Annotated in this window: 16 protein-coding genes and 1 pseudogene; 6 read left to right on the top strand and 11 right to left on the bottom strand. The window is 68.4% G+C overall.

The genetic code is table 11. The features are described from left to right. Positions 1-99 precede the first annotated feature (99 nt). The 3 genes from pfkB to ABGB08_RS43225 all read right to left on the bottom strand — a co-directional run bounded on the left by pfkB (position 100) and on the right by ABGB08_RS43225 (position 5,627). Positions 100-1,041, bottom strand: coding sequence for a 1-phosphofructokinase (gene pfkB, locus ABGB08_RS43215; protein ID WP_347603010.1), 942 nt, complete (start codon positions 1,039-1,041; stop codon positions 100-102). After that, the gene (locus tag ABGB08_RS43220; protein WP_347603013.1) at positions 1,038-1,799 is read right to left on the bottom strand and encodes a DeoR/GlpR family DNA-binding transcription regulator; all 762 of its coding nucleotides are present in this window, start codon (positions 1,797-1,799) and stop codon (positions 1,038-1,040) included. The genes pfkB and ABGB08_RS43220 overlap by 4 nt, the downstream gene beginning before the upstream one ends. Positions 1,800-2,285: 486 nt before the next feature. Then, entirely contained in the window at positions 2,286-5,627 is a 3,342-nt protein-coding gene (locus ABGB08_RS43225) for a family 16 glycoside hydrolase (RefSeq protein ID WP_347603016.1), read from the bottom strand. Positions 5,628-5,934: 307 nt separating this feature from the next. Between ABGB08_RS43225 and ABGB08_RS43230 the strand changes: the two genes are divergently transcribed. Both ABGB08_RS43230 and ABGB08_RS43235 read left to right on the top strand, forming a co-directional pair. Then, positions 5,935-6,558, top strand: a complete 624-nt coding sequence (locus ABGB08_RS43230) for a hypothetical protein (RefSeq protein WP_347603019.1) — start codon at positions 5,935-5,937, stop codon at positions 6,556-6,558. 326 nt (positions 6,559-6,884) lie between these two features. Continuing rightward, positions 6,885-7,706 (top strand): MOSC N-terminal beta barrel domain-containing protein, encoded by an 822-nt coding sequence (locus ABGB08_RS43235; protein WP_347603022.1) that lies wholly within the window; start codon positions 6,885-6,887, stop codon positions 7,704-7,706. A gap of 172 nt (positions 7,707-7,878) precedes the next feature. Here the strand turns inward: ABGB08_RS43235 and ABGB08_RS43240 are convergent, their stop codons facing one another. The 5 genes from ABGB08_RS43240 to ABGB08_RS43260 form a co-directional block, all read right to left on the bottom strand. Next, positions 7,879-8,184 carry a hypothetical protein gene (locus ABGB08_RS43240; protein ID WP_347603025.1) on the bottom strand — a complete coding sequence of 102 codons (306 nt, stop codon included), beginning with the start codon at positions 8,182-8,184 and terminating at the stop codon, positions 7,879-7,881. Between the two features lie 68 nt (positions 8,185-8,252). Next, on the bottom strand, positions 8,253-8,783 hold the full coding sequence (locus ABGB08_RS43245) for a SigE family RNA polymerase sigma factor (RefSeq protein WP_347603028.1): 531 nt from the start codon (positions 8,781-8,783) through the stop codon (positions 8,253-8,255). A gap of 132 nt (positions 8,784-8,915) precedes the next feature. Further along, positions 8,916-10,553 carry an ABC-F family ATP-binding cassette domain-containing protein gene (locus tag ABGB08_RS43250; protein ID WP_347603031.1) on the bottom strand — a complete coding sequence of 546 codons (1,638 nt, stop codon included), beginning with the start codon at positions 10,551-10,553 and terminating at the stop codon, positions 8,916-8,918. A 170-nt stretch (positions 10,554-10,723) separates the two neighbouring features. Beyond that, complete coding sequence (locus ABGB08_RS43255; protein ID WP_347603034.1) at positions 10,724-10,894, bottom strand: hypothetical protein; 171 nt, start codon at positions 10,892-10,894, stop codon at positions 10,724-10,726. Beyond that, positions 10,891-11,832, bottom strand: a complete 942-nt coding sequence (locus tag ABGB08_RS43260; protein ID WP_347603037.1) for an SDR family NAD(P)-dependent oxidoreductase — start codon at positions 11,830-11,832, stop codon at positions 10,891-10,893. Before ABGB08_RS43260 ends, ABGB08_RS43255 begins: the two co-directional genes overlap by 4 nt. 134 nt (positions 11,833-11,966) lie before the next feature. Between ABGB08_RS43260 and ABGB08_RS43265 the strand changes: the two genes are divergently transcribed. Both ABGB08_RS43265 and ABGB08_RS43270 read left to right on the top strand, forming a co-directional pair. Beyond that, complete coding sequence (locus ABGB08_RS43265) at positions 11,967-12,527, top strand: TetR family transcriptional regulator (RefSeq protein ID WP_347603040.1); 561 nt, start codon at positions 11,967-11,969, stop codon at positions 12,525-12,527. A 277-nt stretch (positions 12,528-12,804) separates the two neighbouring features. Next, on the top strand, positions 12,805-13,569 hold the full coding sequence (locus tag ABGB08_RS43270) for an SDR family NAD(P)-dependent oxidoreductase (RefSeq protein WP_347603043.1): 765 nt from the start codon (positions 12,805-12,807) through the stop codon (positions 13,567-13,569). A gap of 222 nt (positions 13,570-13,791) precedes the next feature. On the opposite strand, the gene ABGB08_RS43275 is transcribed toward ABGB08_RS43270, so the two are convergent. The 3 genes and pseudogenes from ABGB08_RS43275 to ABGB08_RS43285 form a co-directional block, all read right to left on the bottom strand. Continuing rightward, entirely contained in the window at positions 13,792-14,049 is a 258-nt protein-coding gene (locus tag ABGB08_RS43275; protein ID WP_347603046.1) for an SDR family oxidoreductase, read from the bottom strand. 136 nt (positions 14,050-14,185) lie between these two features. Continuing rightward, positions 14,186-14,338 (bottom strand): annotated as a pseudogene (locus ABGB08_RS43280) (SDR family NAD(P)-dependent oxidoreductase); the annotation flags it as partial. A gap of 106 nt (positions 14,339-14,444) precedes the next feature. After that, positions 14,445-15,461 (bottom strand): aldo/keto reductase, encoded by a 1,017-nt coding sequence (locus ABGB08_RS43285; protein ID WP_347603049.1) that lies wholly within the window; start codon positions 15,459-15,461, stop codon positions 14,445-14,447. Positions 15,462-15,620: 159 nt separating this feature from the next. Here ABGB08_RS43285 and ABGB08_RS43290 point away from each other — a divergent pair, with 159 nt between their 5' ends. Both ABGB08_RS43290 and ABGB08_RS43295 read left to right on the top strand, forming a co-directional pair. Beyond that, positions 15,621-16,355, top strand: coding sequence for a helix-turn-helix transcriptional regulator (locus ABGB08_RS43290; RefSeq protein WP_347603052.1), 735 nt, complete (start codon positions 15,621-15,623; stop codon positions 16,353-16,355). 181 nt (positions 16,356-16,536) lie between these two features. Next, on the top strand, positions 16,537-17,097 hold the full coding sequence (locus tag ABGB08_RS43295; RefSeq protein ID WP_347603055.1) for an aldo/keto reductase: 561 nt from the start codon (positions 16,537-16,539) through the stop codon (positions 17,095-17,097). Positions 17,098-17,106: the final 9 nt, after the last annotated feature.

A 17,106-nucleotide genomic window follows, 5' to 3' on the forward strand; every position in this document is an offset into this window, starting at 1 on the left:
GGTTCCCTGAACCGTGGGGGTATATGGGGTGGCCAACTGATGTACTCCTTCGGGGTGGGCAGCCCTTGCGGGGGCTGCCTGGTGGGGGGAATGCGCCGCTCATCCCCCGGGCATGAGCGGCAGGGCCGGATCAGCGGTGCAGATCCGGACAGCTGTGCGATCGATGTCGGCCGGGCTCGGCATGCGGCTGCCCGGCAGTCCCACGGCGGCGCTCGCCCACGCGAGGGCCTCGGCCAGCGCCGATTCGCCGCGTGCGCCCGCCGCCAGGAATCCCGCGAGCATGGCGTCGCCCGCGCCCACGCTGCTGCGCGGCTCCTCGACGGGGCAACTGCCGAACCAGACCTGGTCGCCCTCGATGAGCAGCGCTCCATCGGCGCCGAGGCTGGTCAGCACCGAGCGTGCGCCCATCGCCCGGAGCTTGCCCGCGGCGTCGATGGCGTCGCCGAGGCAGGTGATCGGGGTGCCGGTCGCCTCCGCGAGCTCCTCGCGGTTGGGCTTGATCAGCGTGGGGCCGGCAGGCAGCGCGGCGACCAGGGCCGGTCCGCTCGTGTCGACCGCGACCTGGATGCCGGCGCTGACGAACCTCTCGCACAGAACGGCGTACACCTCGGTCGGCACACCGGGCGGCAGGCTGCCCGAGGCGACGACCCAGTCGGCCGATCCGGCGGCGTCGAGGACCGCGCTCGCCAGCGTGTCGAGCTCGGCCGCCGTCAGCGGCGTGCCAGGCTCATTGATCTTGGTGACGGTTCCGTCGGGTTCCGCCAGCGTGACGTTGGAACGGGTCGCCCCTGCCACCGGAACGGAGATCATGTCGATGCCCGCGGCGGCGAGCAGGGCCACGAGCTGCTGCCCTTCGGCCCCGCCGAACGGGACGACAGCGCGCGACCGCACCTGGTTGGCCAGCAGCGCGCGTGACACGTTGACCCCCTTGCCACCGGGGTCGAGGTGAGCGGCCGCCGCCCGGATGACGGCGCCACGGGTCAGCGAGCCGACCTCGATGGTACGGTCCAGGCTTGGGTTCAGCGTCAGCGTGAGGATCATACGCGCACAACCTCTGGTCCGGCTGCCGCCACATCCCCGGCAAGTTGGAGATCCAGCCGCGTGTCAGTGATGATCACATCGATCTCGGACAACGTCGCGAAGCGCGTCAGGTAGTTGTCGGAGAACTTGGTGTGGTCCGCCAGTAGCACGGCCCGCTGCGAGCAGGCGATCATGGCTCGCTTGATCGCTGCCTCCGCCGGGTCGGGCGTCGTCAGTCCCTTGGCTACGGAACAGCCGTTGGTCGCCATGAAGGCCACGTCGATATGCAGTTGGGAGAGCTGCTGGAGTGCCCAGTCCTCGACCGTCGCGAGCGTACGCCCCCGTACCCGGCCCCCCAGCATGAACACCGTCACATTGGCGCGGCCGGCCAGCGCGGTGGCCAGGGGCGGCGAGTTGACGATGACGGTGAGCTCGCGGTCGGCGGGTATGGCCTGAACAAGGCGGCCCGTCGTCGTGCCCGCATCGATGATGATGGCTCCGTCCTGCGGCAACTCGCCCAGCGCCGCCTTGGCGATGCGCTCCTTCTCCGCCGTCATGACCTCGTCCCTCGCCGCGAGAGCGGGCTCGAAGCCAAGCCGCTCGACCGGGATCGCCCCGCCGTGCACCCGCCGCAGCACGCCCGCGCGCTCGAGGACCGTCAGGTCCCTGCGGATCGTCTCCGTCGTGACGCCGAACTGTTCCGCCAGGCTCACCACGTTGACCCGCCCCGCGGACCGGGCTTCACGCAGAATCTCCTGCTGCCGTTCCTCGGCGTACATTGCTGTTGATTCACCGCCGTTTCGATGTTGTTCCGTTTGTTTTTATACCCGACCATGTTGCCAGTCAAGGGTCGGTCGAGGGAGCCCCCTTGCGAGTTTTCGAGACACCCACCCGCGGCCCGCAGCCGGTCGGCGGCGGCGGTCAGCCCCGGATCTGGTTCCTGTCCATGCTGGTCACCGCGCATATCGTGCCGGCCGGCATGGAGGCGGCGTGGCTCCCCCGACCTGCCCACCAGCACTTGGATAGTGGCACTAACGAACAGGTGAACAGTAGGGAATTGACTACTTGGCAATCGTTACCGTCCAGCCATGCGTCGAGCGCGCACGGTCGTGACGAGACGAGTGGCATCCCCGGGTGGATCCGGCCGGCGGTCGCGCTCAAGCTCTTTCAGCGAGCGTCCAAGACGAGGGCATCGGGGCGCGCACATGGCTCGGCCGGCAGGCCCGTCCCGCAGAGGGCGGGACGGGCCTGCCGGCCGGTTGAGATCAGGAGACGGGTTCGATCCACACGTTGCGGAAGCGGGGATTCTCGCCGGCGTCGCCGTGGTCCTGGAGGCGGATCCCGCCCGACGCCGCGCTCTCCGGGATGTTGTCGCCTGTGCCGCCGTCGATGGCCACGTCGTTGTGCACCACCACGCCGTTCCAGACGACCGTCACCCGCGCGTTGTCGGTCTTCACCCCCGCGCTGGTGTAGCGGGCCGCGCGGAACGTGATGTCGTAGGTCTGCCACGTTCCTGAAGCGGTGGCCACATTGCTGTCGGCCGCGCGCTTGTTGTAGATCGAGCCCGCCCCGTTGACGAGCGGTGCGGGGTCACCGGACGACTCGAGAACCTGAATCTCGTAGCGTTCCTGGAGGTAGACGCCGCTGTTGCCGCGCTGCTGCCCGGTCACGTTCGGCGGGTAGTCCGGCTCGTACCACTCGACGTGGAGCTTGAAGTCGCCGAACGTCTGCCGGGTACGGATGTCGCCGCCATAGGACTCCACGGAACCGTTCGCGATCGGCCAGGTCGCCGACCCGCCGGCCCGTTTCTCCCACGCCGCCAGACTGGACCCGTCGAACAGCGTGATCCGCTGCGCCGTCGACACGGTGATGTGGTCCAGGTTGACGTTGCCGGTGTCGCCGCTGTCGTACTTGTACGTGATCTCGTTCGTGCCCCGGTTCAGGTTGAGCGCCTCCGTCTGGACGGCCCAGGCGTCCCAGCCGCCGGTGCCGGCCAGCCGTACCTGCCTGACCTTGTCGCCGTTGACGTACACGCTCACCGACCTGCCGGTGTCGGCCGCGTAGCGGAGCCCGACGTTGTGCGTGCCGGTCGTGTCCGACCACACGCTGAACGTCGTACTGGCGCCCGCGTTCCAGTAGCCGTCGACGAAGCCCTTGTAGGTGAAGCCCGGGTGGTCGCTGTTCGCCTTCGCGCCACCGGCCAGGGTGGCGTTCTCCGCCTCGAACACGCGCTGCGCGGCCACGGTGAGGGAGTCGAGGTTGACGTGGCCCGTGTCGCCGCTGTCGACCTTGTAGGTGATGAGGTTGGTGCCCTCGTTCAACGTGAGCGGTTCGACCCGGGTGGCCCACTGCTCCCACGTCACCGTGCTGGGCAGGGGCACCTGCCTGATCTTGGTCCCGTTGACGTACACGCTGACGGACTTGTTGCCGGGTGCGGGGTTCGGGCCGTTGGAGTAGCGCAGGCCGACGTGGTACGTGCCGTCCCTGGGGGCGTGCACGGCGAACTGCGTGGCCGCTCCCAGGTTCCCGTAGCCGTCGACGAAACCGGCGCCCGTGTAGCTCTGGTGGTCGGTGTTCAGCTTCGCGCCGCCGCTGTGCGAGGCGCTCTCCGCCTCGTAGACGGTGTCGGTCTCCGGGCCGTTGACCAAGGTGTTGAGCGTGTACCAGGCCTCGGTGCTCCACAGCGGCTGCCCCGACGCCGAGCTGAACGGACGCGGCGAGCGCAGGTGCACCACGCGGTCGGCCTTGAGGCCCGCGATCTTCAGCGTGACCTTCTTCCTGTCAGCGGACAGGTCGGCGGAGGTGACGGTCAGCGGCTCCTCGTCCACCTTGGGGCCGCCGTAGGTGGAGGCCGCGGCGTACCGCCACTGGGTGAGCTGATACTTGGCCGCCAGCGACGCGGCGGTCTCGGCCGACAGCGGCTGGGTGTACTCCAGCTCGAAGCCGCCCTCGATCGCGCGCATCTTCAGGATGTCGAAAGCCTTGTCGCCGCCGGGGGTCAGCTTCTGCAGTCCGTACGTCAGCTTGCCCGGCTGGCCCCAGTTTCCGCCGGCGCCGAGACCTCCGGCGTAGATGGCGCCGTCGGGCCCCAGGCTGATCCGGTTGACCCCTGCCTCGAGGCCCTGGGTGAAGCGGAAGACCGCGCCCTGGTACTCGCCGTTGACCTTCTCGAGGTAGCCGCGCTGGATCCCGCCGTAGGTGACGTCGCCGAACAACAGCTGCCCCGCGAACCTGCCCTGCTTCATGAGCAGCGGCGTGCTGGGGGAATTGGCGATCTCGTTGTGCGGCAGCCAGAGCACGGGCGCGCTCACCAGGTTGTTGTCGAACCGGCCGTCAGGGTTGGTGTAGTGGTTGAAGAACCGGTCCTTCGTGATGTGCACCAGTTTCGAGGCGGGCAGCCAGCCGCCCTGGTTGTCCAAGACGAACAGGTCATCGTTCGGACCCCAGCCGAGCCCGTTGGGTGTGCGCAGACCGCCGGCGATGTACTCGACCTCGCCGGTGGCCTTGTCGACCTTGATGGTCGTGCCCCGGTCCGGCGCCGGCTGCGGGTCGGTGGTGGCGCCGCCGTAGTTGATGGCGACGGAGAGGTTGAGGTAGAAGTGGCCGTCACGGTAGAGCAGTCCGAACGCGAACTCGTGGAAATTGCCGCCGAACGGCCAGGTCGCCACGGTCCTGAGGTTGTCGGCGACCTCGTCGCCGTTGGTGTCGTTCAGCTCCACCAGCCGGGACTTCTCCGACACGTAGAGCTTGCCGTCCACGTACTTGATGCCCATGGGCTCCTGCAGCCCGCTGGCGATCTTCTTGGTGGTGACCTGCGCGGGTGAGGTCTGGCCTGTGACGTTGCCGAGCAGGTAGACCTCGCCGAGCCTGGTTTCCGAGCCGCCCCACGTGGCGATCGCCAACCGGCCGTCGGGCAGCCAGTCCATCGCGGTCACCTGCGGCTGGAAATCGTCCGGTCGCAGGTCGGTGAGCGTGAAGTCAGGGTGTACGGACTCCAGCGGCAGCCCGTCGCCCGGAGAGTCGGCGCCGCTCTCGCACTCCTTGCGCCCGGGGGCGGTGACCCGCACCACGTCCGCGTCCGTGCTCAGCACCGAGTTCGGCACGAGGGTGAACGCGGAGGATCCGGGTGGTTTCCACTCCAGCTTGAGCTGCTGGCCGTACAGGTGCTCGAAGTGGTCGAGGCGCAGCGCGTGGTAGCCGGTGGTCAGGGTGATCGTGCCGTCCACGGCGATCGGCCCGTGCCGCCCGTCGTTGGTGATCACGACGGTGTCGTCGATGCGCAGCCGGGAGCCGTCGTCGCTGGTGAGCCGGAACTCGTACGTGCCCGCGGCGGCGATGGAGATGTTGCCGATGACCTCGGTGACGAACATGTCGACCAGGCCGAAGTCGGCGTCGGAGGCCCAGTCGATCGTGGGCATCAGCTTGTCCACGTTGGGTGTCTGACCGGGCTTGAGCGTGCAGAGCTTGGACAGTTCGACTTGCACGTCGTAGGTGCGCAGGGTGATGCCCGGCTCCTGCGGCGGCACCGCCGCGCGCGCTTGAGCGGGTACGACGAGCCATGAGAGTGCGGTGAGCAGTAAGACGGATAACAGGGGTAATTTCCGCATGACCAGTCCCATCTCGGTGAGGGCGCCGCGTTCAGCGCGGCGTGGGGGGTTACGGCGCCGCCGATATGCCGATCGAACGGCGGATGTCGGGTCTCATTCGCTGTAACATGCCGGAATTAATGCTTCTCTTCGCCGTAATATAGAGCGAGATCTTCGACTTGCCCATACCTTTTGCCATGGATCAGCGAAAGTCGTGATGCTTCACGGCAGAAGGGTGCGGCGCTATCGACGGGGACGAGATCGCATGCGAACCTGTGGCCGCGGGGAGAAGCGGCGGTCCCAGGGGGTAGGCAGACCGGAGCGGGCGATGCAGCTAGCTGGTTCGATGTCGTGGCGCATCAGCATTGACCATTGGTCGGAGGCGCACGACATTGCGCTGTGGTTCCGCGCCGCCGAACGCATCCAGGTGGACGTGGAGGGCGTCGTACCCGGGCCGCTGGATGTCGAGACGCTGCCGGATCGGCGTACGGACCCGTCGGACGCCGCGGAACTGGCCGAGGGATGGTTGGACTGGTGGCGGTCACTTGTCACCGCCCCCACGATGACCTTGCCGTTGGATCGTGAGAACCCGCCGGTGGTGTGGTCATTCTCACCGCCCGGCTTCTCCGGCCTCCATGGTTTCCCCGCGCTGCGGCAGGCTGTGGCCGGACGTTGGGAGCAGGCCCGTCGTTGGGGCAACGCCCGCAAGAGCGCCGGCATGGCGGCTGGCCGGCATATGCGTGAGAAGGTGCCGACCGGCCAGATGGTGGCCGAGGTCGAGAACGAGCTGGGCCGCAAGGCACGACCGTTCTCGCTGGAGTTCGTCATGCTGCCCGTGCGTGACGACGAGATCCGCGCCGTCGGTTCTTACCGCTATCTGATACCCGAACGGGTCTACGACGGTCCCCGATGGCCCGGCCTGCTGCGCTCGCTGCTGACGCCGCACGTTTGACGTCGACAGACGCAGGAAGGCCACCGGATGGTCGCCGCGAAGGTGCTGGACCTGCTGGGTCCCGCCCGAGGACGGCTGGCGCAAGGTGTGGCCGCCCCGGGAGCGGGTCCACCCCGCGGCCAAACGCCGGGAGGACGCGCAGTGGCTCCGTGAACATTTCAGGCCGTGGCTCGGCGCGGAACCTCCTGCGGCGACGACGTCACCGCGAAAGACCGGAGCTCATCCCGTTCGAGACGGGCGACAGCTAGACAGGCGGCCTCCGGACGGTGAGCCCGGGCAGACGCCAACCACTCGTGAAAGCGCTCTCTTGGACGTATGGTGCTGGGATGGAGCTAGCTGAGATCCGGAAATATCCGGTTAAGTCGGTTTCAGGGCGGGTGGTGGATTCGGCGGTCGTGGAGCCGTGGGGGCTGGCCGGGGACCGCCGCTGGGCCGTCGTGGACGAGCACGGGGAATTGCATTGGGTCGGGGAGAATCCCCGGCTGCTGTCCGTCGTCGCCAGCGCCACGGACGAGGACGGGCTACTGCTCGACGCGCCGGGACTACCCCAGCTGAAGATCCCCCCGGCCACCGGAGAGAGCGCTCCCGTGGGTTTCGTCGAACTGGACACCGCCGTACTCGCGGACCCCGACGCGCACGCCTGGTTCACCCGGCTGCTCGGCAAACCGGCCTGCCTGGTCTGGCTCGACGACCCCAACCGCTGCCCCGTCCCGGCGTCCCACGGCGGCCTGCCCGGCGAGGTCGTCAGCTTCGCCGGGGACGCCCCCATCATGCTCACCTCCCGCTCCTCGCTGCGGCGGCTGGACGACTGGATCATCGAAGGCGCCCTGGAACGCCAGGAGGACCCGCCCGGCCCGCTGGACATGACCCGCTTCCGCCCCAACCTCGTCATCGACGGCGCACCCCCGTACGCCGAGGACGACTGGCACGAGATCCGCATCGGCCCGCTCACCTTCCGCGTCTCAGAACGCTGCGACCGCTGCGCCACCACCACCTACGACCCAGTCACCCTCCAAAAGGGCAAAGAACCCCTGCGCACCCTCGCCCGCCACCGCCGCTGGAACGGCAAGACCTGGTTCGGCATCCGCCTGATCCCCCGAGGCCGCGGCGAACTACGACTCGGCGACCCGGTCACCGTCCTGGCCTGAACCACCCGCCGACAGCCACGTGCGACCCGGTCTCCGTGCTCGCCCGATCGCCCGGCGACAGCCGCGTTCTAACCGGCCGACAGCCGTCGCGGGGCTTGCCCGGACCCCCGACAGCTCACCGCGCTCGGGAATGGTGTTGCGCCCCGACAAGCGGCCACCGAGACAGCTACCCTCATCCGCGTCTTTGAGTTGTAGCTGCTCCGGCCTCGCGATAGCGCGTCCAGCCCTCATCGAGTAGTCGGAACCCCGCATCGATGGTCGGTTCTGGATCGGCCTCGCGGATGGCGATGAGTTGGATGTGCAGGGCGAACCGGACGTAGAAGCGGATCTCGTCGCTTGGCTCGGTGAGCCCGAGCTCCTCGGTGATCGCGGCGGTCAGGGCATCCTCGTGGCGGAACCACATCTTCTCTGCGTAGTCGACGAGGGCCGGTGTCTCTTCCATGAGGGTGAGGACCTGGCGCTGGGGCTCGGACTTCATCGCGGCGATCTCGGAGAGGTAGTGCGCCTTCAGCGCGTCGGAGATCGTGGTCCCCGGCGCCCGGCCGCTTACCGCGACCGCGAGGCGTTCATGCCTCTCGTCCTCGTCGCTGAAGACAAGCGCCTCCTTCTGGGGGAAGTGCGTGAAGACCGCCGTTTCAGTGCGCGGCCGAGCTGCGTCTTGACTGTCCCGAGCGAGCATCCGAGCACCTCGGCGCACTGGATGAGCGTCAACTGCTCGAAGTAGTGCAGCACGACGATTACCCGCTGCCTCCTCGGCAGGCCGCCGACCGCCGCCAGGAGCGCCTGCCGCTGTACCACCTCGATGGTGAAGTCGTGGGGGTCGGGATACTCGGGCACTTCTGGGGAGGGCAGCTCATTGCGCCATTTCCTGCGCCACCAGGAGATATGGGTGTTCACCACGATCCGGTACACATAGGAGTCGGGGTTGGTATTGATCCGCCCCCACGCCGCCCAGGCCTTCGCCAGTGCCGTCTGCACTATGTCTTCAGCGGTCGCGAGGTCTCCCGTGAGCAGGAAGGCCGAACCTCGTAACCGGTCGTAGCGTTGCACTACGAAGCTGTCGAAATCATCGTCCATCCACGAACTCCGTCCCCAAGGTGTCATGAGTATCGACGCCATGGAGGACCGGTTCCCGATGACAACGTGTCCCGTGTTTCGTGAGGAGTCGAGGGGATCTGGATCGGGTCCGGGTGACGGCTCTGGTCGTACTCAGAGCTCGGTGATCAGCCCCGCGCTGACCCGCAGGCGACGGCCCACCTGCACCGCCTCGAGCATGCGCCGGTCGTGCGTGACCAGCAGCAGCGTGCCTGGATAGTGCGCGAGCGCCGACTCCAGCTGCTCGATCGCGGGCAGGTCGAGATGATTGGTCGGCTCGTCGAGCACAAGCAGGTTGACACCCCTGGCCTGCAGCAACGCCAGGGCTGCCCGGGTCCGCTCGCCAGGCGACAGGGTTGCCGCGGGGCGCATCACGTGGGCGGCCTTCAGCCCGAACTTGGCCAGCAGCGTGCGCACCTCGGCGGGCGGCATCGGCGAGACCAGCGCCCCGAAGGCATCCAGCAGCGGCTCGCCTCCCAGGAAGAATCCTCGTGCCTGGTCCACCTCTCCGACCACCACGCCGGGGCCGAGTGAGGCATGCCCTTCCTCAAGCGGAAGCCGGCCGAGCAACGCGGCCAGCAATGTGGTCTTGCCTGCGCCGTTGGCCCCGGTGATGGCCACCCGCTCGGCCCAGCCGATCTCCAGATCGACAGGACCGAGTCTGAAGGAACCGCGGCGGGCCACCGCCCCGCGCAGGGTGGCGACGACCGCTCCGGCGCGGGGCGCGGCGGCGATCTCCATCCGCAGCTCCCACTCCTTGCGCGGCTCCTCCGCCACATCGAGTCGTTCGATCAGCCTTTCCGTCTGGCGGGCCTTGGCGGCCTGCTTCTCGGTCGTCTCGACCCGGGCGTTCCGCCCGATCTTGTCGTTGTCGCTCATCTTGCGGCGCGCGTTCTTGACGCCCTTTTCCATCCAGGCGCGCTGGGTGCGGGCGCGGGCCTCGAGCTGGGTGCGGGTCTCGGCGTACTGTTCGTATTGCTGTCTGGTGTGCGCCCGCGCGACCTCGCGCTCGTCCAGGTAGGCCTGGTAGCCGCCGCCGTACAGCCGAACCCGATGCTGGGCCAGGTCGAGCTCGAGCACGCTGGTGACGGTCCTGGCGAGGAACTCGCGGTCGTGGCTGACCAGCACCGTGCCCGAGCGCAGGCCGGTCACGAACTTCTCCAGCCGGTCGAGCCCATCGAGGTCGAGGTCGTTGGTCGGCTCGTCGAGCAGGAAGAGGTCGTAGCGGCTCAAAAGCAACGAGGCAAGCCCCGCGCGGGCCGCCTGGCCGCCGGACAGCGAAGTCATCGGCTGGTCGAGGCCGACCGTGAGGCCCAGGTCGGCGGCCACCTCGGTGGCGCGCTCGTCGAGGTCCGCGCCACCCAGCGAGAGCCAGCGCTCCAGCCCCGTGCTGTACGCGTCCTCGGCGCCCGGCAGACCCTCCACCAGTGCCTGCGTGGCGGCGTCGAGGTCGCGCTGCGCCTGGGCGACGCCGGTACGGCGGGCCAGGAACAGGCGGACGGTCTCGCCTGGCCTGCGCTCCGGCTCCTGGGGCAGGTGGCCGACGACCGCCGTGGCCGGGGTGAGGCTGATGCCGCCCTGCTCCGGCACGTCGAGGCCGGCAAGCAGGCGCAGCAGCGTCGACTTGCCCGCGCCGTTGACCCCGACGAGCCCGATGACATCTCCAGGGGCGACCACGAGGTCGAGCCCCGAGAACAGGACCCGCTCCCCATGCCCGGCCGCGAGGTCCTTCACAACTATTGCTGCGCTCATATCCCGAACGATGCTAGCCACCCATCTCGTGCGCAACCTAACAGTGACCACCGCGGGCCAGACGACGGCGTCCGCAATCTCTTCCGGCCGCCCGATCCGACCGATGGGGTGCGCGGCGACCCGCGCAGCCATGACCTCCGGCGAGCGCCCTTCGGCGATCAAGGGCGTGTCTACGCCGTGCCCCCGGCTTCCCGCACCAACTCCACGGTCTCGTCTAGTGCGCGCTGCGTGCGTCCGGTCACCGCGACGAAGCATCCTTGTGCGGCCAATGCGATGGCGCTGGCTCTGCCGATGCCGCCTCCCGTGATGAAGGCATGGGTTCCCACAAGCTCTCCGCTCACTCGCCAACTCCAGTCAGCTCGACCGAGACGTTCCACAGGCGCCGGGCGTTGTCGGGGTCGATCGCGTAGTCGGCGACGCCCCTGCGGATGCCTGGGACGAACGGCTCGGCCTCCTGGCAGTCCTCGAAGTACCTGCCGGTGACGCCCGACACGAGGGGGGAGGCGGCGAGCAGCACCGAGGTCGCCGCTCCCTGCGCGATGTTCTTCTCCGACACGCCGGTCTTGCCGGAGGGGTCGAAGGTCTGCGGCGGGGTGTCGATGTGGCGGCCCAGATTGGTCTCCCAGATGCGGCCAGGGTTGAGCGCATTGACCGTGATGCCGTCGCCGTCCCAGCGCTTGGCGGCCTCGACGGCGAAGAGGATGTTGGCGGTCTTGGACTGCGCGTAAGCGAGCCAAGGTTCGTAGGGCTCCTTCGTGAAGTCGAGGTCGTCGAAGCGGACGGGGCCGTTGACGTGGCCCACGGAGGACAGCACGACGATACGGGCGTCGCCGGCGGCCGCGAGGGCGTCGTGGAGGCCCACGGTGAGCGCGAAGTGGCCGAGATGGTTGGTGGCGAACTGCAGCTCGCGCCCCTCGGGGGTGCGCTGCTCGGGGTTGGCCATGACTCCGGCGTTGTCGACCAGGATGTGCAGCGGGCCCGTCCAGCCCTTCACGAAGTCCGCCACCGAGGTGAGGTCGGCGAGGTCCAGGTGCGCGGCATGGACGTTCGGGTTTCCCGTCTTGGCCGTGATCTCCTCGGCGGCCTCCGAGGCAGCTTCGAGGTTGCGCGCCGCGATGGTGACCTCGGCTCCGGCTGAGACGAGCGCCCGGGCGGTCTCGCGACCCAGGCCGCTAGCGCCGCCCGTGACGATCGCGCGACGCCCGGTCAGGTCCGTCCCCGCGATCACCTCGTCGGCCGTCGATTCCGCGCCGAACGGCGTGGTGATCCGATCTGTCATGGTTCTGCCTTTCTCTCACCCGCGCTTGGTGCTTCACTGTCGGTCTCAAGCGGCGGTGAACTAAGATGCAAATGGAGTCGCATCCGGTTACCGGCTCAGCATAAGCGGACTCGGCTCCGCTTGCAAGGAGGAACATGCCACGCGCGCTTCGCGCCGACGCTCAGGCGAACTACGACCGTCTACTGGAGGTCTCTGCGCAGTTGTTCGCGCAGGAGGGCGCCGACACATCACTCAAGGCGATCGCGGCCGCGGCTGGTGTCGGCATTGGTACCCTCTATCGCCGCTTTCCCACCCGCGAGGACCTGATCGAGGCCACCTACCGAAGCAGGACCGACCTCCTCTGCGACTCCGCGGCGGCGCTCCTTCAGGAGGCCGCCCCCCTCGACGCCACCCGCGCCTGGATGGAGCGATTCGTCGACTACATGCTCACCAAGCAGGGCATGGCCGACGCGCTGCCAGCAATCCTCGCGACACGAGAGGGGCTTCGCCTGCATAGTCGGGAAGCCCTGGCGAACGCGGTCACCGAGTTGCTCGATGCGGGCACCGCGGCAGGTCAGTTCCGCGCAGACCTCTCGCCATCTGATGTGCTGATGGCGCTCGGCGGCATCACCCTTATCAGCGGGCACGAGCACCAGCGCGAACTGGCGACTCGCTTGATCGACCTTCTTCTGGACGGGCTCGCGGCTCGTGACTAGGCCCGCGGGGTGGCACGCCCCCGCTCGGCGGGTGCCGCCCTCGTTGCCCTCACTCACCAGTCGTCCAGCATTCACGCCGCACCCGACCGACAGAGAAGCCTGAACCGGCCTGGGGTCTCACGACCATGCACGGCAAGAAGGCGACGCCTCGTTCAGCCCCACCGGCAGGGCCGTCGGCGCCTCCGGTCGATGGCGGCGCACAGTCGGAGGCGGCTCCGCTTGCGCTATCCTTAGCGGAGTCGGCTCCGGAAAGGAGTCGCTGACTAAGGAGAATGACATGACGAAGGAACTGGAAGGCACCGTTGCGCTCGTCACGGGTGCGAGCAGCGGAATCGGCGCCGCAACGGCGCGCAAGCTCGCGCGCGAAGGTGCTTCGGTTGCCCTGATCGCGCGTCGCGGCGACAGGCTGGAAAAGGTCGTGCGCTCGATCGTCGATGAGGGAGGCACGGCCCGCGCGGTGGTGGCGGATATCACCACACGCGCCGGGGCGGATGCAGCCGTCGAGCAAGTGGTCGCGGCGTTCGGTCGACTCGACGTGCTGGTGAACAACGCCGGCGCGATGCTAATCGGCCCGTTCGCCGACGCACCCGAGGGCGAGTGGGAGCGGATGGTCGAGGTGAACGTGCTCGGACTGCTCTACATGTCCAAGGCCGCGCTCCCCCATCTGATCGAGGCCGCCGGTGCAGAGCCCCGCCGCACCTCAGACCTGGTCAACATCAGCTCCTCCGCCGGCCGGGTAGCCCGGCCCGGCACCGCCGTCTACAACCTAACCAAGTTCGGGGTCAACGGCTTCACCGAAGCGTTGCGCCAGGAGCTCCAGGCGGCGCGCGTGCGGGTGAGCGTCATCGAGCCCGGCAACGTCGATACCGAACTCGCCTCGCACACCCGCGAGGAGCTGCGGCCAGGAGTGGAGGCACAGGTCGCCGCGATCGAGAAGCTGCAGCCGGAGGACATCGCCGACGCCGTCGCCTACATCGTCACGCGCAAGCGTCGCGTGGCCGTCAACGAGGTGTTCGTGCGCGCAGCAGATCAGAGCTGGTAAGACTGGGCGTTGAAAAGGGCCGGAACATCTCAGGATGTTCCGGCCCTTCTGGCGCACCGTGCCGCGCATCGGATGGCTTTCGACCGCAGACCGGCTGCTCCTCTGTGCCGAACCTCTCTTGCCGTCAGCGTCCGTCCTGATGTCGGCACCGCTGCTCCGAGCGAGGTCCCTCTAGTCAGGCGCAAGTCATCGGTGGATGATGCTCCGGCCGGAGATGCGAAGTCAGCGGGCCGGCATGCCGCCGTCGGCCACGAGTTCAGTTCCTGTGACGTAGAAGGCTTCGTCCGAGGCGAGGAAAAGGACGACGTGGGAGATCTCGCGCGGTTCGGCGAACCTTCCCAGGGGAACGGTGGCCGTCACCGCGGCGCGTCCCGCGTCGTCGAGGCCGTTCGCGACCATGGGGGTGAGAACGCCGCCGGGATGCACCGAGTTGATCCGCACGCCGAAGCTGCCGTATTCCACGGCCATCGCCTTCGTCATGCCGCGGACGGCGAACTTGGCCGCGGTGTAGGCGATGTTGGGGTGTTGGCATGGGCGAACCCGGCGGTCGACGAGATGTTGACGATCGACCCGCTGCGTCGCAGATCGCGCAGCGCGCGGTGCCGCCGGCGGCCTCGATCTTCGCGACGGTGTCGGCCAGGGTGGCCTCGGTGCGGCCAGCCACGGTGACGATGGCGCCCTCGGCGGCCAACGCCAGGGCGGATGCCTCGCCGATGCCGGTGCCGCCGCCGGTGACCAGCACGGTCTTGCCCTCGAATTGTCCGGGCATTTCTGTTCTCCTCTGAATGGGCGCGACGAATCGCCGCGCGGTGCGATTGATTGGTGGTGGAGCGGCGACGCCGGTTTCGCGGGCGCCGCCGTGGATCTGGTCGGGCTTACGGACGGCGGCGCAGCCGCTTGTCCGCGATGGCCGGGATGGCGGCGTCGTAGTTGTCGGCCGGGTTGATGTCCTCGCCAGGTGCGACGATCTCGTCGATCCGGTCGAGCGCCGCGTCATCGAGGGTGATGTCCGCGGCCGCCAGCAGATCGTGGAGCTGCTCGGGGGTGCGCGGGCCGATGAGCGCGGCGCTCACCGCGGGATGTGCGCGGACGAACGCCAGCGCGAGGTGGGTCATCGGGATGCCGAGGCCGTCGGCTAGCTCGCGGAGCTGGGTCACCGCGGTGACCTTGGCCTGGTTGGCGGTGCTGTCGAGATCGAAGACATGGGTCTCCATCTGCGCGCGCTGGCTGCCGGAGGGCTTGTCGCGGCCGGAGAGCCAACCGCTCGCCAGCGGCGCGTAGGTGAGTGCGCCCATGCCGAACTGCTGCAGCGTGGGGAACACGTGGGTCTCGGGGCGACGGTTGAAGATCGAGTAGCGGGGCTGCTCGCTGACGAAGCGGCGGTGGCTGCCCTGCTCGGATGCCCACTGGGCGGAGACGATGAGTTCGGCGGGGAACGTGGACGAGCCGATCGCGCGGACCTTGCCCTCGTGCACCAGATCGGACAGCGCTGCCAGCGTCTCGTCGATGTCGGTGCGGTAGTCGGGCCGGTGCATCTGGTACAGGTCGATGTAGTCGGTTCCCAGCCTGCGCAGGCTGTCCTCGACGGCGCGCTTGACCCAGCGCGGCGAGCCGCCGGCCCGGTTGGGGTCCTCGCCCATCGGCAGGGCGAACTTCGTCGCCAGCACGACCTCGTCGCGACGGTCCTTGATCGCGAGCCCGACCACGCGCTCGGACTCGCCGTTCGTGTAGACGTCGGCGGTGTCGATCAGGTTCACGCCGGCGTCCAGCGCCCGATGGATCATCCCCACGGCGACCTCGTCGGAGGGGCCGCCCGGGAAGCCGAAGTTCATCGCGCCGAACGCGATGTCGCTGACAACGATGCCCGATCCGCCCAGGGTGTTCTGTCTCATGCTGTTCCGTAATCCCCTTCGTCTTCGACTCTTCGGTCTCTGCTCACTAGAGAACACCCGGGCTATCGGAAGCGGCACGCTCTGTTCTGGCGGGTAACAGCCAGAGGGGGTGATGACAGACCCCCCGCTATGCGCACGCGGCCGGGCTAGCCTCATGGGATGACTGACCCTTCTGCCGATGACCTGCGCGAGTTCCTGCGCACCCGTCGCGCCCGCATCTCCCCGCAGGATGCCGGGCTCCCGGCCTCGATGGGAGTCCGCCGGGTCCCAGGGCTGCGGCGTGAGGAGGTGGCGCTGCTCGCCGGCGTCAGTGCCGAATACTACGAACGGCTCGAACGCGGCCGCTCCAGGAATGCCTCAGCGTCGGTGCTCGACTCCATCGCTCGTGTCCTCCATCTGAACTCGGCGGAACGCGACTACCTCCTCGCGCTGGCGAACGCGCCTCGGTCCAGGTCGGTCAACCCACCTGCCCCGCGTCTGCGGCCGGGACTGCGGCGAGCACTAGACCTCATGATCGACGTTCCGGCACTCGTCCTCGGGCCTCGCCGGGACGTCATCGCCATCAACGACCTCGGCACCGCGTTCTACGTCGGGCTCGATTCCCTCCCCTCGGCGCAGCGAAACATGATCCGGTACCTGTTCACGGTGGACGCCGCCCGCGAGCTCTACGACGACTGGGCCGCCACCGCTCGGAACGTGGTCGCCGAACTACGCGCCTACACCGGCACCAATCCCCATGACCCGCGACTCGCCGATCTCGTCGGCGACCTCGCTGTCCGCGACCCCGACTTCCGGCGATGGTGGGCCGACTACGACGTCTACCTCCGCGACCACGGCAGCAAGCGCTACCACCACCAGTCGTGGGCGACCTGGAGCTGGGATACGAGGCGATGACCCCCGTCGGCGAGCCCGATCTCATCTTCGGCACGCACACCGTCGAACCCAACTCCCCTTCCGCCCAGGCCCTGGCCCTGCTCTCGAACTGGTCGGCCCCTCAGCCGGACGATCGTCCTGAAAACGCTCCGCCGACCGAGCCCAGCGCCGCAGACACGTCCCGAAGGCTCCGCGGGGAACCATGACGAAGGACATCGCCATGCGCCAAGCCGTGACCATCGGCGGCGATCTCGTCGTCGGCAGCGTCGGCTACGGAGCGATGCAGCTCACCGGGCCTAGGGTCTGGGACGAGTACCCCGACCGCGACCAGGCCGTCGCGCTGCTTCGCAAAGGTCGTCGCGGCGGGGTGACCTTCATCGACACCGCCGACGTGTACGGACCGCACTCGAACGAGGAGCTAATCAAGGCAGCGCTCTTCCCCTACCCGGACGACCTCGTCATCGCCACCAAAGGCGGCTTCCTGCGCGGCGGCCCCGAATACAGTGACATGGGCTCGACCGGCAACAAATGGTACCTACGACAGGCCGCGTACATGAGCATGCGCCGTCTCGGCCTGGAGCAGATCGACCTCTACTACCTGCACATCGCCGCTTTCACCGACGTCCCCTTCGAGAACGCGGTCGAAACCCTGGCGGGCATGAGGCAGGATGGACTGATCCGCCACATCGGCCTGTCGAACGTCAGCGCGTCCGCCGCTGCTGATCGTCTCCGACGGCGCGCCGGGCCTGATCAGGGCTGCTGAGCAGGTCTT

It is taken from the genome of Acrocarpospora sp. B8E8, from assembly GCF_039871605.1.
GTDB classification, from domain to species: Bacteria; Actinomycetota; Actinomycetes; order Streptosporangiales; family Streptosporangiaceae; genus Acrocarpospora; species Acrocarpospora macrocephala.